The following is a 24,162-nucleotide window of genomic DNA, read 5'->3' as shown; positions in this document are numbered from 1 at the left end:
ATCTATTTTTTAATGTTTATGTGGAGCCTATCTTCGCGCTACTTTCTACAAAATAGCGAGAAGATAGGCCCTGCTGTTGTTGCCGCTAGAACTCTCACAGAGAGTAGTCACAGTAATGCAGACGCAGCAGTCAGTAATCTGCATTACTAATTTAATTCAGGATGTTGCTGCAACCTACGTAGAGAACGCTCCCGCCTTGTTTGTTCACGACTAATATCCAAAAGTAGCTCTTCAATAAAGGCTAAATGGCGATGGGAAGCCTCCCTTGCCTTCTCAGGCTCTCTTGCCATTATAGCGGAGAATATTTGAGCTCGATGTTCACTAACTGCTTTATACATTTCTTTGCGGGTATACAAAAACTCAAAGTTTTGACGAATATTCTGTTCCAACATTGGCACCATACAACGTAGCAAATGCAGTATCACCACATTATGCGCCGCTTCTGTGACAATCAGTTGATATTGCAAAACCGCATTTGATTCCGCATTAATATCGCCACTTTGTTGAGCTTTAATAATTAGCTCATAGCTTTGTCGAATTCGCTCCAAATCCTCATCCGTACCACGCAACGCCGCATAATAAGCAGCTATCCCTTCAAGGGCATGGCGTGTTTCAAGAAGATCAAATTGAGATTCGGGATTCCCCGTAAGAAGTTCAGTTAGTGGGTCGCTAAAACTTTGCCACATCTGTTTTTGAACAAAAGTTCCCCCACCTTGGCGGCGAGATAATAGACCTTTAGCTTCAAGAGTTTGGATAGCTTCACGCACTGATGGCCGAGAAACGTCGAACTGTTTTGCCAGCTCACGTTCAGGAGGCAGCTTTTCGCCGGGGCGCAATGTCCCTTCGAAAATAAGATGCTCGAGGCGCTGCTCAATAACATCTGATAATTTTGGTTGGCGAATTTTACCGTAAGCCATAACCTGCCATGATCGTTAGTGATTAATTATTGATTAGGTATTGCTCAGTGTTAATTGGTAATACCAATTTCTTTACGGATTAATAAAGTAACAAAGTATTCACTAACTGTCCATAAAGACCTTGAGCTAAATCATAAAATCCTGCAAATTTTAACAGATTTTTTTAAATTTTAGCATGTTTTGATAACTAATCCTCCGATTGCCAGCACGGTAATTTAACATTTAAAGCGAATTTCTATGCTATAAACACGCTAACTGAATCGATATAGCCAAACCATTAGTGTTTTAATATTCAATAATAACGAATAATAACCAAATTAGCTCACAATAACCGTTTCAAACGCAGATCCGCAAGGAGCAACCTTAACAATCTAGTTAAATATTCACGTCATTTGTTATTTTACGCAATGTAAGCGTTGTCTATATTCACCAAGATAGCAAGGCTACACGATATAAAAATCTGTAATCGGCTCATCTATCGATTAATGATGAGGTTACATCTTGATTAGACTCTAACTGCACTGCGTTTTATAGATAAAAATGTCTGGCTAATTAGTTGGAATGAATACACCTAGAATAGTTCAAAAAACAGCAAAGCGCCCTAGATGATACTACCTATACGAAAAAATAAGCCTGCCTCAACCTAGGAGGCCTACTAGCATGAGACGGCGATGCTCGCTTTCGCGGCCTATCGCTCCAATATTTATTTTCGTTAGCTAGTAATCAACAAGCTAATATCAAGGCCATACTCAAAATCCACCTTCTGAGTAAAAAGCGTTGGTCTATCACTCCCACGTTTTAGTTTTATGCACAGCGTAATAAGGTGGATTTGTTAAGCTAACGGCTCTCAATTTTCATATTTGCTATTACTGCTGCCATACATGAATCAAGGCAAAATGCCCACTGTTGTGACTAAATAAACAGAAAATCTCTTCCCCCTTTCTTGTTATGAGAAAGGGGGAGTTATGATGGTTAATATTTATTCTGTTGTTGCTAAATGCGGCCATCATCGGGCACTAGGTTAGCGATGGGAGTCCTGGCTATATTGCTTATTTTTCTTCAATAAAACGCATTGAAAGATCCATCGCTCTAATATGTTTCGTCAATGCACCAACAGAAATGAAATCAACCCCAGTTTCCGCAAATTCTCTAATAGTATCTAATGTAACATCACCAGACACCTCGAGAGCGGCTTTACCCGCTGTCAGTACAACAGCCTCTTTCATCATCGTGACAGTGAAATTATCAAGCATAATAATGTCTGCATTCGCCTTTAATGCTTGAAGTAATTCAGTTAAATCTTCAACTTCAACCTCAATAGGAACTTCCGGATGAGCTTGCCTCGCTAACGCCACTGCTTGAGCAACAGAGCCTGCCGAAATGATATGGTTTTCTTTAATTAAATAAGCATCTGATAAACCAAGACGATGATTAAAACCTCCACCCATTAGTACTGCATATTTAAGAGCACTTCTTAAACCGGGGATCGTTTTACGTGTATCTAATAATTTGGTTCTTGTGCCTTCAATTTTCGCCACATACTGAGCAGTTACAGTAGAAACAGAAGACAATGTCTGGATAAAGTTCAATGCCGTTCTTTCTCCAGTGAGTAATACTTGTGAAGGCCCTGACATTTCACAAAGCAGCTGATTTGGCGCAACCTTATCTCCATCATTCACATGCCATACAATGCTAACTTGCCCACCAAGCTGGCTAAAAACTTCTTCTAACCATTTTTGTCCACAAAAAACGCCTTCTTCCCGTGTAATAATACGCGCTTTAGCTTGTGAAGTAGGTTGTAAAAGCTGCCCCGTAATATCTTGCTTAAAATCAACTGTTTGCCCAAGATCTTCTTTTAACGCGTGGCTTACTATAAATGGAATATCGCTATTTAACCTTTCAAGCAATAATTCACGTCTTTGTTCTTCGTTATAACGCCTCGTCGCCATCAATCCACTCCAATAAATTTCTTGTGCCCATTGCTATCTATACCCATCATGTATCAAGCCTTATGGCGCACGTTATTCATCTTGCTATCGCCCAATCATCTAAGCTATTACAGTACATACAACTCAATGTGCTTGGGTATGAAAATAGAACCACCGCTACAAACATACATCTCGAATAATTTTGTGTATATGCTAATCTTCTCAACTCAAGATAACGAATATAAGCGAGTAATAAAACGGGAATACTATGCTACCAGAGATAAAAATACATAATGGCTGGCTACAAAATGTGACTCATATCCCTTCACCACACCATGATGAGCGCCCTGAGAACATTATCCCTTCCCTGTTAGTTATCCATAATATTAGCTTACCCCCCGGCCAATTTGGTGGGCCTTATATCAACCAACTTTTTACTGGAACACTCGACCCAACAGAGCATGCCTTTTTTGATGAAATCAAACACCTTCGTGTTTCAGCCCACTGTTTAATTCGCCGTGATGGCGAGATTATTCAATATGTTCCTTTTCATTTAAGAGCTTGGCACGCCGGGCAATCCCTTTATAAGGGTAGAGAAAAATGTAATGATTTTTCAATTGGAATCGAGCTTGAAGGCACGGATTTTGAGCCTTTCACGCCTTTACAATACAATTCGCTAGTAAAACTGACACATGCTCTTATTGAGCTATACCCTGAATTACAAGATAACATCACCGGTCACAGCGACATTGCCCCCGGCCGTAAAACAGATCCCGGCCCTTATTTTGATTGGCAACAATTCAAGGCCCTGTTAAAACATAAAAGATAATATAATTTATAGTGCAACCGACTTAACTGAGTGCCTTATCTCTGTTTAAACCTACTTTAGATGGACTCTTTTAAGTCTCTACAATGACTGCCCCTCCCTCGCCATAAACCGCGAAGCTTTCCACTTTTCGGCCCGCAAATGCCGATATGACGGATAAGACTGCTCTTTGTCGGCTGATACGACAAGCTCAGCTATTACCCCCTATAATTCCCTTATGCCGGATGTGGATTGTCAGTCATGTTCAACGATAGATTACTCTTTAAAGCCCTTTAGGTTTTTCGTCTTATATCCCAATCCACACTTCGCGAGGTTTATAGCATTCACTCTAAAATAGCCCCAACTTCCCCCGCTTCTACTCATTAGTTTTATCATACTTTCTCATTAACGCGATATTTTATTGTCCACCATATTTACCTTTGCGAGTCTTCTCCCAAGAAAATGTAATACGATACATTTTTTATTTTAATTTTTCGTAGGTGCTCGTATGCAGGGTTTGAAGAGATTAAATAATCAAATGGAACAATTTAAGATACCTCCTCACTCAACAAGGAGGCTATATGAATCAACAAGGATTTTCTTTAATTGAAATAATGGTTGTCATTGCAATAATTTCTATATTAAGTGCTATTGCAATACCGGGATATCAAGGTTATATGCAAAAAGCGGCAATAACCGATGTATTACAAACAGTTTTACCATATAAGAATAATATTGAAATTTGCGCGTTTAATAAAGGCTCATTAACTGGCTGTAATGCAGGAAGTGAAAATATTCCTAATAATATAAAAGGAAAATATATCAAAACAATAGATGTAAAGTCAGGCATTATTAACTTTATAGCCGATAAGAGTCTTGCCAATCTCTCTGTGACTTTAACCCCAATTATCCCTACTGATAGTTCACCATTCCAATGGCAAGTAGCCTGCGAACATGATAGTGACAGTAAATTAAAAGCATTATGTGAAAATACCTTCATCTTTTAATATAAGGTAAGTTTATGAATAGCACCAGGGAAAGAGATTTTATATTTAAAGAATTAAAAAGTATTTGTGATAAACACTATATTATTATTGTTGATTACAATCATAAAAGATTATCTATAGGTGTACCTAAAAAGCCAGATGACAATATACTTGCTACTTTACGTTTTATTGCTAGCGTGCCGGTATGCTATGACATTTGGCCAAAAGAAAAGATTGATCATTACTTCAATAAAAAATATGAGGAGATCCAAGAGCCAGAAACAAACTATCAACCTAATGGCGCCGAGCAGCTAGATACACGTTCACCCGCCGTCGATTTTGTAGAGAATATGCTCAAAACAGCGGTAAGAAAACGCGCATCTGATATTCATATCGAACCATCAAAACAAGGGATAAAAATCCGTTTACGTGTAGATGGCAAGCTCTATTTTATTCCTTCGCCACCTCTCGAAATCAATAATGAAATTATTGCTCGAATAAAAATAGTTGCCAAATTGAATATTGCAGAGAAGCGATTACCACAAGATGGGCAAATGAGTTGGCATTTCGAAGGGCATAATTACAGTATTCGCCTGTCAACGATACCAACATTATATGGTGAAAAATTGGTTCTACGGATACTTAGCACCCAGCTAAAGTATTCTATAGAACAAATAGGGATGCACAATAATTTGCTATTAAGTTTAAAAAAAGAGCTATTGCAACCACAGGGCTTAATTCTTGTCACAGGCCCGACTGGCAGTGGGAAAACCGTCACGCTCTATAGTGCATTAGAGTATCTCAACCAATCTTCACGTAACATATCTACCATTGAAGACCCTATTGAGATCCCACTATCTGGAATTAACCAAGTTCAAGTAAACGATAAATATGGCTTGAGTTTCGCTCACATACTAAGAGCCTTACTCCGGCAAGATCCTGATATTATCATGGTAGGAGAAATTCGAGATGAAGAAACGGCACAAATAGCAACCAGAGCCGCACAAACAGGCCATTTAGTCTTATCAACTCTACATACCAATTGCACATTTAGCGCCATTGAAAGGATGGCGCAATTAGGTGTGAGTCAATCCCAATTGAGTTCTTGCTTAAAAATGGTGATTGCACAAAGGCTGGTACGCCGATTATGCCCAAACTGTAAAGTCACACCCCCTAAAAATACACAAATTAGCGACAATAAAACGATTAAAGAGTGGTCATCCACGGGATGTGATCTCTGTTTTGCAGGGTTTATGGGGAGAACCGCCATATATGAGTATCTAGGGCAAGATGCACTGACTGAGATTTTTCAGCATGGAAAACAATGTATCACTCATTTTCAAACACTTTTTCAGGATGGATTGAACTTAATTGAAGCAGGTGAAACCACATTACAAGAGCTCTATGCTATTACAGGGACAGGGGAGATTATTTAATGTTTATCTATTCTTATACCGCTTTATCTCATGATAATAATATTGTCCAAGATTTTATTATTTCTAAAAATAAAAAATCAGCCTTTATTGAACTCTTAGAAGCGGAACAAACTCCACTTCATATTCGTTTAAAAGCCATATTCATTCTCAACGCGGCCAATATTAACTACCGAACGCATTTTTTCTATCAACTAAATTCCCTCGTATCATCCGGTATTAATTTACTCCAAAGTCTATATATTTTGCAAAAAAACACACACTCACCATTTTGGCAAAAGATTATCACATCGACGATCACTGACTTAAAGAAAGGCAATCGGTTTTCTGATAGCTTAAGAAAACACCCTGACATCTTCACCCCCACCATAATCAGTTTAATAAGCGTCGCAGAAAAAACCGGAAATTATGAAAATAACTTTAAAATCATTGCAGGTATGCTAAAACACAATGAAGAGACAAAGAAAAAAATCACTAAGTCACTTAGATACCCTATTGTATTAACATTATTTTCTATCGCATTAATCTTCATTATGTTAGTTTATGTGTTACCACAATTTGAAACTATTTATCAAAGTTTTCAACACGAGCTTCCTTTAATCACAAAAATCATGATCTATTTATCTAATTTGGTCACTGATTATTTTCCTTATTTTTTACTTATAACGCTAATTATTTCATTACTGATTTGGAAATTTAAAGCGAATACCGTAAGATTCATTATTACGTTGCTATTTTATGTTCCACCTATCAAAAAATTAATTAAAAATAGTAACTTGAATATCTTTTTCTTAACCTTATCCTCAACACTCCAAGCGGGTTTGCCGCTAACAGAATGTTTAAAATGTACAGCGGATACACTGCATAATCCGTTGTATAAAAAAGAAAGCCTTTCTGTATATCATGCTGTTTTAAAAGGGGAGTCATTATCTGCTGCCGTTAAAAACAGCGCTTTCTTTCCAAGTATTGTGCATCAGCTAATCGCTGTTGCAGAAGAGTCTGGTCAGCTTCCTCACTTCTTACAGTATTTATTTACACATTTTTCAACGCAACATACTAGCTTAACTGAAAAGTCATTAAAGAATCTCGAACCTATCTTACTATTGCTAATGGCATTCCTCGTTGGAACTATTATGGTGGCAATGTACCTCCCTATCTTCAATTTAGGAAATGTTATAACAGGGATTTAATGGCTTAATTATAGGATAGCATTTTGCCTATTTATGCTATAAAACTACTTGCGGATGTTAAGATCAGTAAACCTACCGTGCGTATTATCTTGTGAGTGAAGACAAATCAAAAAAATCCGTGTAACCTACTATTTTTCAATAGAATGAAGAAGATTATGAGCTATATTGTTGCATTAACAGGGGGGATCGGTAGCGGTAAAACAACCGTTGCGAATCACTTTGCCAAGCTAGGAATACCGCTAGTTGATGCTGATATTATTGCCAGAAAAGTCGTCGAGCCTAGCTCACCAGCTCTTGAAGCTATCGCCTCTCGTTATGGCGCAGACATTATTCAACCTGATGGCTCTCTCAATCGACAACGTCTTAGGGAAATTATTTTTTCTGATGTCGCCGAGAAACAATGGCTAAATGCCCTACTTCATCCCTTAATTCATCAAGAAACACAACAACAATTACAGCAGGCCGATAGCCCTTATGTGTTATGGGTTGTACCTCTGTTATTTGAAAATAAACTCGCTCATCTTGCCAATCGGGTGCTGGTTATTGATGTCACCCCTGAAGAACAAATTTTACGCACGGTACAAAGAGACAATGTGAGTGAAGAGCATGTAGTGAATATTTTGAAAGCCCAAACCAGCAGAGAAAACCGTTTACTACAAGCTGATGATGTTATTACAAACCATGATGGTGAATTAAACATAGCTGAAAAGGTAGCCACATTGCACGAAAAGTATATGACGTTAGCACAACAGCAAAAATAGGAAATAAATATGAGTGAATCAAACACTGTAAACTTCGTCACTTACGAGTATCCATTGAATGAAAAAATTCGCTCATGGTTAAGGCTCGAAACACTATTACAACAGGTTTATGAGCTTAGTCACATTACATCCTATACCTCTGGTATTGCCTTTTTCCGCTCAGTTTCAGAATTAATTGAAATCCTTGATAGAGGTGAAGTACGCTCTGATCTGATCAAAGAGCTAGAAAAACAGCGTAAGCGTTTAGCTGCATGGGCCGAGGCTCCAAATGCAGACAACCAGTTGATCTCAACACTTCTTGATGATCTTGCGGCTAAGATTACCAATATCACCGCGGCGCCTAGATTTGGTCAACAATTACGAAATGACAAAATTATTAGTATGGTGCGCCAGCGCTTAAGTATCCCTGGTGGATGCTGTAGTTTCGATCTGCCCACATTACAGTTATGGCTTCATATGCCACAAGAACAAAAAGATCAGGCTATTAGCGAGTGGCTAAAGAGTCTCATGCCACTCAAAGATGCATTAGATACTATCTTGAGCTTAATCCGCCACGCAGGCGCTTTTGAGCGAAAAGAGTGCCATAATGGTTTTTATCAAGATAGTGTTGAAGACAAAGAGTTATTAAGAGTGAAGTTATCCAGCGATAAATTAATTTTCCCTCAGATTTCAGGTCATAAAACGCGATTTGCTATCCGTTTTCTTCACATTGACAGTGAAAATGGTATTGTACCCACAACGATGGCCTTTGAATTATCCTGCTGCTAATAAGGGGTAGTAATAAATGACTGAGAAAATTGAAGTTAATTGTCCAACTTGCCAAAAAGTTGTGGTTTGGGGTGAAGAAAGCCCTTATCGGCCCTTTTGCAGTAAACGCTGTCAGCTCATTGACCTAGGTGAATGGGCTGCTGAAGAAAAGCGTATTACCAGCCAAGGGGATATTTCTGACAGCGATAACTGGAGCGAACAACCCGACCAGTAGCAACATGAGTGATGGGCTTTATATCCCAATCATTCCTCTGAGATAGATTGAGATATAAAGCATTTTTGATAAATATCCTGCTGCTATAAGCTAGTAATAATATTTTTCTACACGAACAAGAAAACATTAATATGGCTGTTTACCTTGGGATACGGCCCCGGTTTATCGTCAACAACCCCTAACTTAATCTCAGTGAATATCTTCTGCGTTTAACATATCAATAATCACTCGGTTAGCTGGAGGAAATTCACTTGCGACCAAGTCTTTTTGATCGACCCAACGCCCTTTTTGTCCCTCTTTCCCATAAGGTTCATTTTCCCAATCTGAAACCATAAAGAAGTATAAAGTGACATAACGTTCATCAAATTCGTGTTCGACACAATGAAAAAGCTCACATTCAGTGACGATAATGCCAACTTCTTCTTCTAGTTCACGGATAAGTGCATCTTGCGGTTGTTCGCCGTTTTCCAGTTTTCCCCCGGGAAATTCCCAAAAACCGGCCATATGCGTTCCACTTGGACGCTCTGTAATAAATATTTTTTGCGCGTTATTACGAATAATTCCAGCAGCGATATAAAGGTGTTTTTTTTCCATAATTTCTTCGTTAAAAAGGCGGGTTACCCCGCCTTGTTTGATGTAATAATTAATTATTTTAACCGACCATGACACTGTTTGTATTTTTTACCTGAACCACAAGGACATGGGTCATTACGACCAATTTTATGACCTTGTGTTGCTATTTGCGCTTCCGCTTCAGACATCAATGATTCAGCGCCAGCTTCATGGCTTAACTGTTGTCTTCTTGCTAAACGCTCAGCTTCTTCTTTACGCTGTTGCTCTAAAGCTTCAACTTCTTCAGGCAAACGAACTTGCACTTTAGAAAGTGTACTGATTACTTCATATTTTAACGATTCAAGCATATTCGCGAACATGTTGAAAGATTCACGTTTATATTCTTGTTTCGGATCTTTTTGTGCGTAACCACGTAAATGGATACCTTGGCGTAAATAGTCCATCGAAGCTAAGTGTTCTTTCCACAACGTATCTAATGTTTGTAGCATGACACCTTTTTCAAAGTTACGCATCATTTCTGCGCCAACAATCTCTTCTTTCTTCTGATAGACTTCGATGGCTTTTTCCATTATACGCTCACGAAGTGTTTCTTCATGTAACTCTGGTTCTTTATCCAGCCACTCTTTAATGGGTAAATCTAAATCAAAGTCACTCACCAGTCGTTTTTGTAGGCCTTCAATATCCCACATTTCTTCTAGTGATTGCGGTGGAATATAAGTATCGATTGTTGCCGTAAAGACATCTTCACGAATGCTATCCACGGTTTCTTTAATGTCACCACCATCGAGCAATTCGTTACGCTGACTATAAATAGCACGACGTTGATCACTCGCAACATCATCGTACTCAAGAAGTTGCTTACGAATATCAAAGTTACGGTTTTCTACTTTACGCTGGGCATTAGCAATCGCTTTGGTTACCCATGGATGCTCAATCGCCTCACCAGGTTTCATACCTAATTTACGCATCATGCCTGTGACACGATCAGACGCAAAAATACGCATAAGCGCATCTTCCATTGATAAGTAGAAGCGAGAAGAACCGGCATCCCCTTGACGACCCGCACGACCACGTAACTGGTTATCAATACGGCGGGATTCATGGCGCTCTGTACCAATGATATGCAAACCACCCGCGGCAAGAACGGCATCATGGCGCTCTTTCCAACGTGCTTTAATTTCATCGATTTGCTCTTGAGTTGGCGATTCTAAAGCAGCAACTTCTGTCTGCCAGCTACCACCTAACATAATATCGGTACCACGACCTGCCATGTTAGTTGCGATAGTTACTGCTCCCGCTTGACCCGCGTTTGCAACAATATCTGCTTCTAAGGCGTGGAATTTAGCATTCAATACGTTATGCTCAATTTTTGCTTTTTTAAGCGCGTTAGAAATTAACTCTGACTTTTCAATTGAGATTGTACCGACCAGAACAGGCTGACCATTTTGTGTTCTTTCACGAATATCTTCGATAATAGCCGCAAATTTATCTGTTTCTGTCATATAAACCAGATCAGGTAAATCTTTACGGATCATTGGACGGTTAGTTGGAATAACAATCGTATCGAGTTTATAGATAGAACTAAATTCAAATGCTTCGGTATCCGCTGTACCTGTCATACCAGCAAGTTTTTCGTACAAACGGAAATAGTTTTGGAATGTAATCGATGCCAATGTTTGGTTTTCGTTTTGGATCTCAACACCTTCTTTGGCTTCAACAGCTTGATGCAGACCATCTGACCAACGACGCCCTTCCATTGTACGACCTGTATGTTCGTCAACAATGATAACTTGACCATCTTTAACGATATAGTCGACATCCAAAGTAAACAGCGCATGCGCACGTAGGCCGGCCATAACATGGTGCATCAACATAATGTTAGATGGCGAATAGAGTGATTCCCCCTCTTCCATTAAGCCTGCTTCTGTCAGCAGCTGCTCAATCAGCACCAAGCCGCGTTCAGTCAGCGTAACTTGACGTGATTTTTCATCAACAGAGAAGTGACCTTCGCCTTGGAAAGTGTCTGAATCTTCTTTTTCTTGACGCACTAGCTTAGGAATTAATTTATCAACTTTTTTATACAGCTCTGAACTGTCTTCAGCAGGGCCTGAAATAATCAGTGGGGTACGAGCTTCGTCGATAAGAATGGAGTCAACCTCATCCACTAACGCATAATGAAGTTTACGCTGTACGCGCTCCTCTGGGCTAAATGCCATGTTATCACGTAGATAGTCGAAACCGAATTCGTTGTTAGTTCCGTAAGTGATGTCAGCCGCATAAGCCTCACGTTTCAGCGCAGCAGGCATACCCGGAAGGTTGATACCAACGGTTAAACCTAAAAATTCAAATAAAGGACGGTTATTTTCGGCGTCACGCTTAGCTAAGTAGTCGTTTACTGTAACAACGTGAACCCCTTTACCCGTTAAGGCATTCAAGTAAGCTGGCAATGTCGCGGTAAGTGTTTTACCTTCACCTGTACGCATCTCAGCGATACAACGTTCATTCAGAACCATACCACCAATCAACTGTACGTCGAAATGGCGCATACCGAAAACACGTTTACTGGCTTCCCGCACTGTCGCAAACGCTTCTGGGATCAAGCTTTCGAGACTTTCATTCTTGCTTAGGCGATCACGAAATTCCTGCGTTTTTGCCTTAAGCTCATCATCGCTCAATTTTTCAAATTCAGGCTCAAGACGATTGATTTTTTCAACCTCTTTACGCAAGCGACGTAGAGTACGATCATTACGACTACCAAAAACCTTGGTTAATAATTTTGTTAACATATTGATATATTCTCAGGTAATTCAGTTAATTACTAAATAGTAAAACCCTGTATTTTGAATAAATACAGCGCATCTCGAACAGATGCTTAAATAAAACTAACAATTAACTGAAAGCAGGGCCCGCACGGATACCATGTACCTGAGCAACCCAAATAGCGGGTTGGTATGCAACGAAATGAGGGTAAGCATAGTGATCAGTTTGATCGAAACTATCACTCCATTGAAGTGAACGTTGTGCCAACATGGCATACAACGTATCAAGCATGACTTGAGGTGCTAACAGTGGCCCTTTTTTTTCATCTTGTTGATTTGCATCATCATCTTCAGAGATTGAAAAAGCGAATGTTAATTGCCTAATCACATTCCTGACCGCATGCTGCTGCCAGTAATTCACGGAATAAGAAGATGATGATGAGGAGCGCTGAGGGCTTTGCTGAGCAAATAAATTATCAAACGCATTAACCGCTTGGTTTTGGCGATTAATTGAAGAGGAGTTGAACTGCGTTTGCTGAGCATCAGATAACGCATTTAAAATCCCAGGCATGCCAATGCTCGTAGCCACAACCCCTAGTAAAAGGTGCGGCCAAAAGTATTTTATACCAAATTGTCGCCAAAGATTTAAAATGCCCATCAAAGTCTTATATTATATTTCTAATATACCATTCTTATTCATGATTGCTTAACAGCATGCCAACCATACCCGCTTGCTATAACTCACCAATCTCTATGATTGTGGCCCTTGTTGGCGCGATTTTCTCAAACACCCAACAGCACCTTGCTACAGCCTTGGTAATTTAGAGTATACTTAGATACTAAACCTACCTATTTAGACGGAGCTAACAATGAGAGATAGCCACCCACAAGCTTTGTTCGATGTTCTTGAGGAGTCGCTCGCCAAAACGCGCAGCCCCTTGCTCACCATTCAACGTAATGCTATCGCGATTAATAAACTAAACAAAGCCGTTAAAGCACTGCTGCCAAGCGAATTAAAGCCCATGTGCCGCGTAGCAAACTACCGTAATTGCATTTTGGTTATCGAAGTTGCTAACGCAAGTTGGATGACGCGACTGAATTACGAAAAACTTCAGCTACTTTCTGCATTACGAAACTCTATTCTACCATCTTTATCTTCTATAGACATCAGAATCAATCCCGTTCTCATGCGAAAAAAGGCTGAAAATAGCTCACTGAATAATCAAACAGCTAAAACTGCTCAGGTTGCGAATAAACGTAAGATCAGTACAGAAACGGCAAAACAACTTTTGCATTTAGCGGAGAATAGCCCGAAGAGATTAAAAGAGAGATTAGAGCGGCTGGCTGCACTGGCCGGAGAGAGTACCAGTACAACCAACAGAAAAGACTAACACATCATTATATATGTGGTAGTAATATCACTGCTTACTCAACACTGACTATTATCAGTGTGATTAGGCGTAAACAGTTGAAGGTGCTTTGAATGCCACCGGCAATTCAGCTTCATCTTCAAATGTGACCAGATCCCAAGCAGATTCTTTTGCTAATACTGCTTGTAGAAGTTTGTTATTCAATGCGTGGCCTGACTTGTATGCAGTAAATGCACCAATAATATTATGTCCACACATGAATAGGTCACCAATAGCGTCGAGAGTTTTGTGACGAACGAATTCATCTTCAAAACGTAGGCCATCTTCGTTGAGTACACGATAGTCATCAACAACGATAGCGCAATCGAAGCTACCACCTAAGCATAAGCCTTGGGATTGCAGATATTCAATATCACGCATAAAACCAAATGTACGCGCACGACTAATTTGGCGCACAAACGCTTCTGCTGAAAAATCCAGCTTATAACGTTGAGTGCTGCTATCAATCGCTGGGTGATTAAAGTCAATGGTAAAATCTAGGCTAAAACCATTGTATGGTGCAAATTCTGCCCATTTATCACCATCTTCTACACGTACTTTCTCTTTTATACGTAAGAATTTTTTCGCACTGTTCAATTCTTCAATACCAGCATCTAGTAATAAGAAAACGAACGGTGCTGCACTGCCATCCATGATCGGGATTTCAGGCGCATTGACTTCAATAACAATGTTATCGATACCTAATCCTGCCAAAGCAGCATTCAGATGCTCTACGGTCGAAATACGCACGTTGTCTTCGTTGACTAAGCAAGTACATAACATGGTATCGCGGACAGACTTAGCATCAGCCGGAAAATCAACCGGAGGATTTAGGTCAGTACGACGGTAGATGACCCCGGTGTTTGCCGCCGCTGGACGCAGAGTAAGCGTGACTTTTTTGCCGGTATGTAAACCAACACCAGTCGCTTCAACTATACGTTTAAGTGTCCTTTGTTTGATCATCGTATTTTTCTCGCAATGTTATCCGTCCTGCTGATTATCTTACTAGATAACCAGCGGGAAAGTTTAGCACAAAAAGCGGAGAATCCAATATTAATTAAAATTAATCGGCCTGTTTACGCAAAAATGCCGGAATATCTAAGTAATCAGGTTCTTTATTCGCTTGCGTATTTTGGTCATTCACCGCTTTCGCAGCAACTGGTTTTTCCTCTGTCAGAGAAGACATGCTATTTTGCATTTGCTGATAACGCTGCTCCATAGACGCTTGCTGTGACATCTTGTTATTCACCAGAGTGATTTCAGGGCGTTTGTCCATACCGATACCGGTAGCCACGACAGTCACGCGCAATTCATCATTCATCTCAGGGTCAAGTGATGTACCAATTACGACGGTTGCATTATCAGATGCGAATGCGCGGATGGTATTACCCACCGTTTCAAACTCATCCAAACGCAGGTCGAAACCAGCGGTAATGTTGACAAGAACACCACGTGCGCCAGACAGATCGATATCTTCCAACAGTGGACTTGAAATTGCCATTTCAGCCGCTTCTTCAGCACGATCTTCACCACGAGCCACACCGGACCCCATCATTGCGTAGCCCATCTCTGACATCACAGTACGTACGTCAGCAAAGTCCACGTTCATCAGACCTGGGCGTGTGATCAGTTCCGCAATACCTTGAACAGCGCCTTTCAGTACATCGTTAGCTGCGCCAAATGCATCAAGTAAAGAGATACCACGACCCAAGACTTTTAATAATTTATCATTTGGAATCGTAATCAATGAGTCAACATGCTTAGATAGCTCAGTGATACCTGATTCCGCAAATGCCATGCGCTTTTTGCCTTCAAAGTTGAATGGCTTAGTCACAACAGCAACTGTTAAGATGCCCAGCTCTTTGGCAACCTCAGCCACAACTGGGGCAGCACCTGTACCTGTACCACCACCCATACCAGCTGCAATAAAGACCATGTCAGCACCTTCAAGTGCATTACGTAAAGCTTCACGATCTTCTTCAGCGGCATTGCGACCAACTTCTGGGTTTGCACCCGCGCCAAGGCCTTTAGTGATACCAGTACCGATCTGGATTGTTTGTCCGACTGCAGTTTTACGCAGTGCCTGTGCATCAGTATTGACGGCGAAGAATTCCACGCCTTCAATACGTTCACGCACCATGTGTTCAACGGCGTTACCGCCGCCGCCACCAACGCCGATGACTTTAATCACCGCATCGTTGGTTAGCTCCATTGGTTCAAACATAATGTCTCTCCGTTTTGTGCTTTACTTCGAAGCTAATAATATGCTTCTGAATAAAAATTAAAATTCTTTTCTCAGCCAGCCTGTGATTTTACTAAACCACCCTTTAACTGAAGCACGTTTTTCCGTTTCGGTATCATCGCCAAGATGGCTCTCTTTACCGTAATGCAGAAGCCCAACCGCGGTTGAATAGTATGGCTCCTGAGCATAATCCGTTAAGCCTGTAATATTGAGCGGAATACCGACCCTAACTTGTGTATGGAAGACTTTTTGAGCACATTCGACGAGGCCGTCGATTTGTGCCGCCCCTCCCGTTAGCACGATACCCGCTGCCAAATGGTGTTTGACACCTTGTTGGCGTAACTGTTCCTGTAAATTTAAAATTTCTTCATTTACAAGGTTTAACAGCTCTGTGTAACGTGGTTCAATGACCTCCGCTAAAGTCTGACGTTGTAGACTTCTTGGAGGACGCCCTCCCACGCTAGGGACTTCAACAGTTTCATCTTTGCTCACTATCGAACCGACAGCGCAGCCATGACGAACTTTGATTGCCTCCGCATCACTCGGTGGAGTACCGAAGGCATAAGCGATATCACTGGTAACGACATTACCTGCATAAGGGATAACTTTGGTATGACGTAGTGCCCCACCGGTGTATACCGCCATATCCATGGTTCCGCCGCCAATATCGACAACACAAACGCCAAGTTCGCGTTCATCTTCGGTCAATACTGAATAGCTCGCTGCAAGACCTGCAAAAATCAGCTGGTCGACTTTTAATCCACAACGCTCAACCGCTTTTACAATATTTTTTGCCATGTCGTTATGACAAGTAATCAAATGTACCTTGGCTTGCATACGTACACCTGACAAACCAACAGGGTTCTTAATACCTTCTTGGTAATCAATCGCGAATTCTTGTGGTATGACATGAAGAATTCGATGCTCATCACGAACCCTAACTGATTTTGCGGTATGAACAACACTGTCAACGTCTTCTTGTGTCACTTCCTCTTCCGAAACGGGCACCATGCCGATTTCGTTTTGGCAGCTAACATGCTTACCTGATAACGCAAGATAAACTGAAGAAATTTGGCAATCCGCCATCAACTCAGCCTGATCAATCGCCCTTTGCACGCATTTAACGACTGATTCCAAGTCATTAACGCCACCTTTGTCCATTCCACGAGATGGACAACTTCCCACCCCGATAATATTCACCATACCATCGGGCAGAATTTCGCCGACAAGGGCCGACACCTTGGAAGTTCCAATTTCAAGGCCTACAACTAATTTTCTGTCCGTCGTTTTGATCATTTGCTTCTGCCTAGTCTGAGTTATTAGCAATATTAATTATTGTAACTCCAGTGGTGCATCCACTAGGAGCGGAGCCCACCCCACCGCAGCACCACTGGTATAACGAAGGTCAACATAGTCGACACGTTTATCTGTGGCTTGCTGCAAAAGCGGATAAAGTTCAAGGAAACGATTTAACCGCTGAAAAACTTCTTTTTTCCCGAGCTCTACTCGGACATCATTATCTAAGATAAGTTGCCAAGCATGGCGTGCCGTCATAGATACTGATTTCAATTTTAAATTGTGTTCTGACAATATTCTTTTAAATTCAACGTACTCTTTTATAACTTCTTTTTGGCTACCTTGGGGGCCATAGAGCATCACATAATTGCCCTTGCTGCTTTCACTCGCAGGGAGGCTAAATACTCGCCCCTCCTGATCAACCATATTTTGGTCATTCCAACGTGCGTAAGGTACGTATTCTACCAGATGTATCTTTAACTCATCAGGCCACTGTTTGCGAACCGTCACCTGACGGATCCAAGGCATCGCACTTATCTGATTTTGGATGGCATTGACATCAACTGTCATAAAAGTACCAGGTTGCCCTAGAGATAATATCGCCTTCCTCACATCATCATTGCTGGTATAGTGGCGCTCTCCGGTTAATACTAACTTTGACATTGGCAGCCTATCTGCATCTTTCATCCAGTTCATGACGGTCCAGCCACTCCAAATGATTGTTCCCACAACCATTAGAAAGAAAATCAACCCGCCGAGAAAAGCACCATTACTTGGGCCTGACCCTGACTCGTTGTTGTCATCATTATGCTTATGATGCCGAACATTCAATGCTGCCTGTGACATATCAGTTAGCCAATTCCAAAATACGTACTACCAACTGCGAAAAATCCATACCTGCTTGGCGCGCTGCCATTGGCACTAAACTGTGACTTGTCATTCCTGGTGAGGTATTCACCTCTAGCAAGTAGAATTGACCGTCACTATCTTGCATCACATCAACTCGCCCCCAACCGCGACACCCAACCGCCTGATAAGCACGCATCGCAAGTTGTGATAACTGCGCTTCTGATCCTGCATCTAAGCCACTTGGGCAAAAATATTGCGTTTCATCAGAAAGATATTTCGCCTCATAATCGTAAAACACCCCAGGAGGCTGAATACGAATTGATGGTAATGTTTGTTCACCAAGCACTGCGACCGTATATTCTGGACCACTTAACCATTTCTCAATCAATACGGTTTCATCGAAACGAAACGCTAGTGCCAACGCCGCTGATAAATCACCTAGATTATCAACTTTGCTCATCCCTACACTTGACCCTTCAAGGCTCGGTTTGACAATAAGTGGTAATCCTAGATATGCGACTAATTCTTCAATTTTTTCAGTTTTAAGTGAACTAAACTCAAATTTACTCAACGAAACATAAGGCGATACTGCTAGCCCTGCTCCTTCCCAAAGTTGCTTTGTTCTTAATTTATCCATACTCAAGGCGGAGGCCATCACGCCACTACCTGTGTACGGCAAACCTAAAAACTCCAGCATCCCCTGAATTGTACCGTCTTCCCCCCCTCGGCCATGAAGGGCGATAAACACTTTATCAAACCCAGCATCCTTGAGAGTGACCACTGGAAAATCTTTTGTATCAATAGGATGCGCATCAATTCCAGCCTGACGTAAACCAGCAAGCACCGCATTGCCTGATTGAAGAGAAACTTCACGTTCAGCAGATGTTCCGCCAAATAACACCGCGACTTTCTCGGCCATGAATCACTCCTCTACCATGGGTGGCTGTAATTTTGTTTCAGCAAGATTACGCGCTATTTTACCAATATTCCCAGCACCTTGAACTAAAATTAAGTCATTATCTTCAAGTGCTTGAGCTAAAATTTGTGCAACTTGTTCAGGCTCTGCCACATAAATTGGATCAAGCTGACCACGACCGCGTATCGTCCGACATAATGAACGACTATCCGCCCCCGGCACAGGCTTCTCTCCCGCAGGATAAACCTCTAGCATCAGCAATACATCTACTTGGCTGAGGACATGGGCAAAGTCATCATATAGGTCACGAGTACGTGAATAACGGTGTGGCTGAAACACCATCACAATTCGTTTGTCTGGCCATCCGGCTCTTGCCGCTTTTATTGTCGCGTCAACCTCTGTTGGATGGTGACCATAATCATCCACCAACATCACTTCGCCTTCTTTACCATTCACATGACGTAATGAATAGTTTCCGAGAAAATCAAAACGGCGCCCTGTACCTTGGAACTCAACCAGTGCAGACAAGATATGCTGATCATCAATGCCTTCTTCCGTCGCCACGGCGACAGCCGCTGTTGCATTCAGAGCGTTATGTCGCCCCGGTGCATTCAGCACTACGGTCAGTTCCGGCATATTTTCACGGGCAATAGTAAAGAAGCCTTGATTACCTTTTTGCTCATATTTGACGATGCGTACATCGGCATCTTCACTAAAGCCATACGTCGTCACATAACGACTGACTCGCGGTAATAATGAACGGATCACAGGATCATCAATACACATCACCGCACGACCATAAAATGGTAAGTTATGCAGGAAGTTGATGAACGTATCTTTCAAGGTTTCAAAGTTACCTTGGTAAGTATCCATATGGTCCGCTTCAATGTTAGTAACCACCGCAACTAAAGGCTGCAAATGTAAGAAAGAGGCGTCACTTTCATCAGCTTCTGCGATTAAATAACGGCTACTACCTAAACGGGCATGAGTCCCCGCGGATTTCACTAGACCGCCGTTAACAAATGTAGGATCTAAGCCCGCTTGCGCATAGATCCCTGAAATCATCGCTGTTGTCGTGGTTTTACCGTGTGTGCCTGCCACTGCAATACCATGACGATAACGCATTAATTCCGCCAACATTTCAGCGCGGCGGATAACAGGAATACGTAATTCATGCGCCGCTTGGATTTCAGGGTTGTCCGCTGAAATTGCAGTCGAAACAACGACTACGCTCGCATCTTCAACATTCTCAGGACGGTGATTAAAATAAATAGTTGCACCTAAAGCCGTGAGTTGCTGAGTAACGGCATTTGGCGCTAAATCAGAACCACTAATTTGGTAACCTTCATTTGCCAACACTTCGGCGATACCACCCATGCCAGCACCACCGATACCGACAAAATGGATGTGCCTGACTCTTCTCATTTCTGGCACTGATGTTCTTAATTTCGCCAACTGTTGTGTATTCACTGTATGTCTTCGCTTTTAGTTAATTCTATATCTATGCCATGTTATCGATGGTGATAACTATTTAGCCACTTCACTGATTACTGCCGCTACACGCTCTGTCGCGTCGGTGATAGCACAAGAACGTGCCTTTTTCGCCATCGATAATAATGCTTGCCTATCCCACTGCGCCAATAGGCTAGCAACGTTATCCGCAGTAAATTGTGGTTGCTCAAGGATTTTTGCCGCTCCCGCCTTTTCTAGCGGAAGCGCATTCCAATACTGTTGACGATCTTTATGCTGAAATGGCACAAAAATCGCAGGTAACCCTGCTGCGGCAATTTCACTGACCGTTAACGCTCCAGAACGGCAAACCACAATATCCGCCCATGCATACGCCTGAGCCATATCATCAATAAATTCCGTAACTTTATACTCGGAATTAACTGAATTTTTTAGCCGTTCATTATACAACGCTTCTGTAGTTTCCTTACTGCCTTTTCCCGCTTGATGCCAGATATTTAACTGTTTGCCTACTTTTTCAGCAACCTCTGGCATTACTTGGTTCAAAATACGCGCGCCTTGACTACCACCTACAACCAGTACGCGTATTTTACCGTCGCGATCCGATAATCGCTCCTCGGGCAGTGGCAGCGCTAAGACATCTTTTCGTACTGGATTGCCAACAATTGGCGCATCCGCAAAAGCACCGGGGAACGCTTGAAGTACTCGTTTTGCAATTTTTGACAACCATTTATTCGTTAAACCTGCAATCCCATTTTGTTCATGTAGCACCACAGGTACACCTGATAACCAAGCCGCAATCCCACCAGGCCCTGAAACATATCCGCCCATACCGAGTACAGCGTCAGGTTGATATTGTTTGATAATGGCTTTTGCTTGGCGTATCGCTTTAAAGATCCGCCAAGGCGCAGCAGCCAATGCTAACGCGCCTTTACCTCTAAGCCCTGATATCCGTATAAATTCAATCTCAATACCATGTTGCGGTACTAACGTTGCTTCCATGCGATCGGCTGTGCCTAACCAACGGATTTCCCAGCCTTGAGCCTGCAAATAATGGGCCACAGCTAAACCTGGGAATACATGCCCCCCAGTACCACCAGCCATGACTAATAACCTTTTTGCTTGACTCATTTAACACTCCTTACAAACGCCTGCGCTTTTTGCAGACGTGTTTCAAAATCGACACGTAATAACACGGCAATAGCAGCAGACATAATTAATAGGCTTGAGCCACCATAGCTGATCAATGGTAATGTTAACCCCTTCGTCGGTAACATACCGGCAGCAGCCCCAACATTAACTAATGCTTGGAAGGTAAACCAAATACCTATCGAACACGCTAAATAGCCAGCAAATAATTGGTTAGCTAATAAAGCTCGACGGCCTATCATCATTGCGCGAAATGCCAGCATAAAAACCATCAATAACACCAACACAACGCCAATATAGCCAAGCTCCTCAGCTAAAACCGAAAAAATAAAGTCCGTATGCGCTTCTGGTAAATATTCCAGTTTTTGGACTGAGTTCCCTAACCCTTGCCCAACTAACTCACCTCGACCAAATGCCATTAATGATTGGGTAAGCTGATAACCGCTACCAAACGGGTCTTCCCATGGATTCAAAAATGATGTCACTCGGCGCAAACGGTAAGGCTCAAACCAAATCAGTGCTAATACCCCGACAACACACGCCGCAATCCCAATAATAAAGGGGGCCAATCTTGCTCCGGCAAGGAAGAGCAACCCTAGGGTGGTGACGACTAGTACGATAACGGTTCCCAAGTCAGGCTGTAGTAGCAATAATGATGACATCACAATCAAGATACACATTGGTTTTACAAAACCAAGGAAGCGTGTTCTCACTTCCTCTGACTTTCTTACTAAGTAACTGGATACATAGCAAAATAGAGCCAATTTAGATAACTCAGCCGGCTGAATTTTAACAATACCGATATCAATCCAGCGCGATGCCCCGTTGACAGAGCTCCCTGCAACCAGTACTACCGCTAATAACAGCAGGGAGACCATTAACAATACAAAGCTGTATTTTTCCCAAACTGCCATTGAGATCCGCATCACGCCTAACACTAAAACAAAGGCAATGGCTAAATAAACGGCATCACGCTTGGCAAAATAAAAAGGATCTTCTGTCAGTCTTTGCCCCACCGGCATGGATGCCGATGTCACCATAATAAAACCGATTGCAGCGAGGCCAAGTGCCAGCCATACCAAGGTGCGGTCATAGAGTGTTGAGCCAGCAATAACGCCACCCTTTTCACCAAGCACCCAGTTTTTTATACGCACAGCACCTGGTATAGTCATCAGCCTAACTCCTTCGCTAACTGAGCAAAAATCATCCCTCGCTGCTCAAAGTTTTTAAATTGGTCGATACTTGCACAAGCTGGAGACAGTAAAACCATATCGCCTGATTTTAAATGTGGAGCCAAATAACGCATGCTCTGCTCCATCGTTTCCGTCAGCACAGATTTTTCAGGCTCCAATTGGGCTAGAGCTTTACCGTCACGACCAAAGCAGTACACACGCACATTATCTTGGGCAAGATATGGCTTTAAGGGTGAAAAATCGGCAGCTTTACCATCACCACCTAATAGCAGATGCAGTGTTCCATCCACTTTTAAGCCATTTAGTGCGGCTTCCGTGCTACCCACATTGGTCGCTTTAGAGTCGTTAATCCAACGTACTCCGTTGTTCAATAACACCAGTTGGAAACGGTGCATTAATCCAGCGTAATTTTTCAGTACATCCAAGCAAGCCTTACGCTCTATGCCTGCAATATCTGCCAGTGCAAGCGCTGCCAGCGCATTCGTGTAATTGTGTTGCCCAGTCAAATGCATATCAGCAACATCAATGATGGCTTGCCCTTTCGCAACTAATAAACGCTGCTGTGTATCAAAATAATAATCACCACTATCGACCCCAAAGCTGATACACGCTTCATGACGTCTATCTCGTGGTAACGTCAGTGGGTCTTGCGCGTTCACAATGCAATTCGCCGCATTATGATAAATACGTAATTTAGCGTCGCGATACTGCGCTAACCCTAATGGATAGCGATCCATATGGTCTTCTGTCACATTCAGTACGGTTGCCGCTAAGGCTTGTAAACTGGATGTGGTTTCTAATTGGAAGCTTGATAACTCAAGCACATAAAGCTGGTGACCTTGGTTAAGTAGGGATAATGCAGGAATACCAATATTACCACCCACACCAACAGAGATACCTGCGGCTTTTGCCATTTCCCCGACTAAAGAAGTCACCGTGCTTTTACCGTTAGAGCCAGTAATGGCAATGATTGGTGCATCAGCCTCACGACAAAACAGCTCAATATCGCCAACAATCTCAATGCCTTTATTAGCCGCCTGTTGCAACTCAGGTGTCGCTAGAGCAATACCCGGACTTGCGACAATCAAATCAGCTTCTTGTAACCATGAGTTATTTATACTGCCATGGTGATATTCGACATTGTTAGGTAATTGCTCTACGCCAGGTGGGGCAGAACGAGTATCTATCACACGTGGAATGACACCTTGTGATAAGAAAAAGTGCACACAGGATAGGCCTGTTAGGCCTAACCCGATAATCACCACTTTTTTACCTTGATACTGTTTACCCTGAATACGAGCCAT

At 42.0% G+C, this 24,162-nt stretch carries 22 protein-coding genes; 8 read left to right on the top strand and 14 right to left on the bottom strand.

What is annotated here, in order from left to right; genetic code table 11:
• Positions 1-146: 146 nt before the first annotated feature.
• Complete coding sequence (pdhR, locus tag PSF11_RS09270; RefSeq protein ID WP_014656406.1) at positions 147-917, bottom strand: pyruvate dehydrogenase complex transcriptional repressor PdhR; 771 nt, start codon at positions 915-917, stop codon at positions 147-149.
• Positions 918-1,966: 1,049 nt separating this feature from the next.
• Positions 1,967-2,866 (bottom strand): carboxylating nicotinate-nucleotide diphosphorylase, encoded by a 900-nt coding sequence (gene nadC, locus PSF11_RS09265; RefSeq protein ID WP_060560873.1) that lies wholly within the window; start codon positions 2,864-2,866, stop codon positions 1,967-1,969.
• A 259-nt stretch (positions 2,867-3,125) separates the two neighbouring features.
• Here nadC and ampD point away from each other — a divergent pair, with 259 nt between their 5' ends.
• From ampD to yacG, 7 genes are all read left to right on the top strand, one after another.
• Positions 3,126-3,674 (top strand): 1,6-anhydro-N-acetylmuramyl-L-alanine amidase AmpD, encoded by a 549-nt coding sequence (gene ampD, locus PSF11_RS09260; protein ID WP_053110645.1) that lies wholly within the window; start codon positions 3,126-3,128, stop codon positions 3,672-3,674.
• Between the two features lie 557 nt (positions 3,675-4,231).
• Positions 4,232-4,657 (top strand): prepilin peptidase-dependent pilin, encoded by a 426-nt coding sequence (gene ppdD / locus PSF11_RS09255; protein ID WP_004921858.1) that lies wholly within the window; start codon positions 4,232-4,234, stop codon positions 4,655-4,657.
• Between the two features lie 14 nt (positions 4,658-4,671).
• A complete protein-coding gene (locus PSF11_RS09250) occupies positions 4,672-6,072 on the top strand; it encodes an ATPase, T2SS/T4P/T4SS family (RefSeq protein ID WP_060560872.1) in 1,401 nt (466 codons plus the stop codon).
• Positions 6,072-7,259 (top strand): type II secretion system F family protein, encoded by a 1,188-nt coding sequence (locus PSF11_RS09245; protein WP_060560871.1) that lies wholly within the window; start codon positions 6,072-6,074, stop codon positions 7,257-7,259. Before PSF11_RS09250 ends, PSF11_RS09245 begins: the two co-directional genes overlap by 1 nt.
• A 155-nt stretch (positions 7,260-7,414) precedes the next feature.
• Positions 7,415-8,020 carry a dephospho-CoA kinase gene (gene coaE, locus PSF11_RS09240; protein WP_060560870.1) on the top strand — a complete coding sequence of 202 codons (606 nt, stop codon included), beginning with the start codon at positions 7,415-7,417 and terminating at the stop codon, positions 8,018-8,020.
• Positions 8,021-8,029: 9 nt separating this feature from the next.
• A complete protein-coding gene (zapD, locus tag PSF11_RS09235) occupies positions 8,030-8,788 on the top strand; it encodes a cell division protein ZapD (RefSeq protein ID WP_014656412.1) in 759 nt (252 codons plus the stop codon).
• Positions 8,789-8,804: 16 nt separating this feature from the next.
• The gene (yacG, locus tag PSF11_RS09230) at positions 8,805-9,002 is read left to right on the top strand and encodes a DNA gyrase inhibitor YacG (protein WP_004921873.1); all 198 of its coding nucleotides are present in this window, start codon (positions 8,805-8,807) and stop codon (positions 9,000-9,002) included.
• Between the two features lie 189 nt (positions 9,003-9,191).
• Here the strand turns inward: yacG and mutT are convergent, their stop codons facing one another.
• The 3 genes from mutT to secM form a co-directional block, all read right to left on the bottom strand.
• Positions 9,192-9,596: an 8-oxo-dGTP diphosphatase MutT gene (gene mutT / locus PSF11_RS09225; RefSeq protein ID WP_040133346.1), complete on the bottom strand. Its 405-nt coding sequence runs from the start codon at positions 9,594-9,596 to the stop codon at positions 9,192-9,194.
• A gap of 53 nt (positions 9,597-9,649) precedes the next feature.
• Entirely contained in the window at positions 9,650-12,361 is a 2,712-nt protein-coding gene (gene secA, locus PSF11_RS09220; protein WP_004921881.1) for a preprotein translocase subunit SecA, read from the bottom strand.
• A gap of 103 nt (positions 12,362-12,464) precedes the next feature.
• Complete coding sequence (secM, locus tag PSF11_RS09215; RefSeq protein WP_014656414.1) at positions 12,465-12,992, bottom strand: secA translation cis-regulator SecM; 528 nt, start codon at positions 12,990-12,992, stop codon at positions 12,465-12,467.
• A 211-nt stretch (positions 12,993-13,203) separates the two neighbouring features.
• Here secM and PSF11_RS09210 point away from each other — a divergent pair, with 211 nt between their 5' ends.
• A complete protein-coding gene (locus tag PSF11_RS09210; RefSeq protein ID WP_004921887.1) occupies positions 13,204-13,725 on the top strand; it encodes a DUF721 domain-containing protein in 522 nt (173 codons plus the stop codon).
• Between the two features lie 63 nt (positions 13,726-13,788).
• Here PSF11_RS09210 and lpxC read toward each other — a convergent pair whose 3' ends face one another.
• The 9 genes from lpxC to murD form a co-directional block, all read right to left on the bottom strand.
• Positions 13,789-14,706 (bottom strand): UDP-3-O-acyl-N-acetylglucosamine deacetylase, encoded by a 918-nt coding sequence (lpxC, locus tag PSF11_RS09205; RefSeq protein WP_004921892.1) that lies wholly within the window; start codon positions 14,704-14,706, stop codon positions 13,789-13,791.
• A gap of 100 nt (positions 14,707-14,806) precedes the next feature.
• Complete coding sequence (gene ftsZ / locus PSF11_RS09200; RefSeq protein WP_014656415.1) at positions 14,807-15,967, bottom strand: cell division protein FtsZ; 1,161 nt, start codon at positions 15,965-15,967, stop codon at positions 14,807-14,809.
• Between the two features lie 57 nt (positions 15,968-16,024).
• Complete coding sequence (gene ftsA, locus PSF11_RS09195) at positions 16,025-17,281, bottom strand: cell division protein FtsA (protein ID WP_004921898.1); 1,257 nt, start codon at positions 17,279-17,281, stop codon at positions 16,025-16,027.
• Positions 17,282-17,317: 36 nt separating this feature from the next.
• Positions 17,318-18,127, bottom strand: a complete 810-nt coding sequence (gene ftsQ, locus PSF11_RS09190; RefSeq protein ID WP_053110640.1) for a cell division protein FtsQ — start codon at positions 18,125-18,127, stop codon at positions 17,318-17,320.
• A 1-nt stretch (position 18,128) separates the two neighbouring features.
• Entirely contained in the window at positions 18,129-19,049 is a 921-nt protein-coding gene (locus PSF11_RS09185; RefSeq protein WP_004921904.1) for a D-alanine--D-alanine ligase, read from the bottom strand.
• Between the two features lie 3 nt (positions 19,050-19,052).
• The gene (murC, locus tag PSF11_RS09180; RefSeq protein WP_036941184.1) at positions 19,053-20,516 is read right to left on the bottom strand and encodes a UDP-N-acetylmuramate--L-alanine ligase; all 1,464 of its coding nucleotides are present in this window, start codon (positions 20,514-20,516) and stop codon (positions 19,053-19,055) included.
• 57 nt (positions 20,517-20,573) lie between these two features.
• Positions 20,574-21,647, bottom strand: a complete 1,074-nt coding sequence (gene murG, locus PSF11_RS09175; protein ID WP_004921911.1) for an undecaprenyldiphospho-muramoylpentapeptide beta-N-acetylglucosaminyltransferase — start codon at positions 21,645-21,647, stop codon at positions 20,574-20,576.
• On the bottom strand, positions 21,644-22,837 hold the full coding sequence (gene ftsW, locus PSF11_RS09170) for a cell division protein FtsW (protein ID WP_004921913.1): 1,194 nt from the start codon (positions 22,835-22,837) through the stop codon (positions 21,644-21,646). Before ftsW ends, murG begins: the two co-directional genes overlap by 4 nt.
• Positions 22,837-24,162: a UDP-N-acetylmuramoyl-L-alanine--D-glutamate ligase gene (gene murD, locus PSF11_RS09165; RefSeq protein WP_072502441.1), complete on the bottom strand. Its 1,326-nt coding sequence runs from the start codon at positions 24,160-24,162 to the stop codon at positions 22,837-22,839. The genes ftsW and murD overlap by 1 nt, the downstream gene beginning before the upstream one ends.

Origin of the sequence: Providencia sp. PROV119, assembly GCF_028482435.1 — a bacterium.
In the GTDB taxonomy this organism is placed as follows: domain Bacteria; phylum Pseudomonadota; class Gammaproteobacteria; order Enterobacterales; family Enterobacteriaceae; genus Providencia; species Providencia stuartii.
The sequence above is the reverse complement of the archived record's forward strand: the minus strand, read 5'-3'. Positions and strand labels throughout refer to the sequence as shown.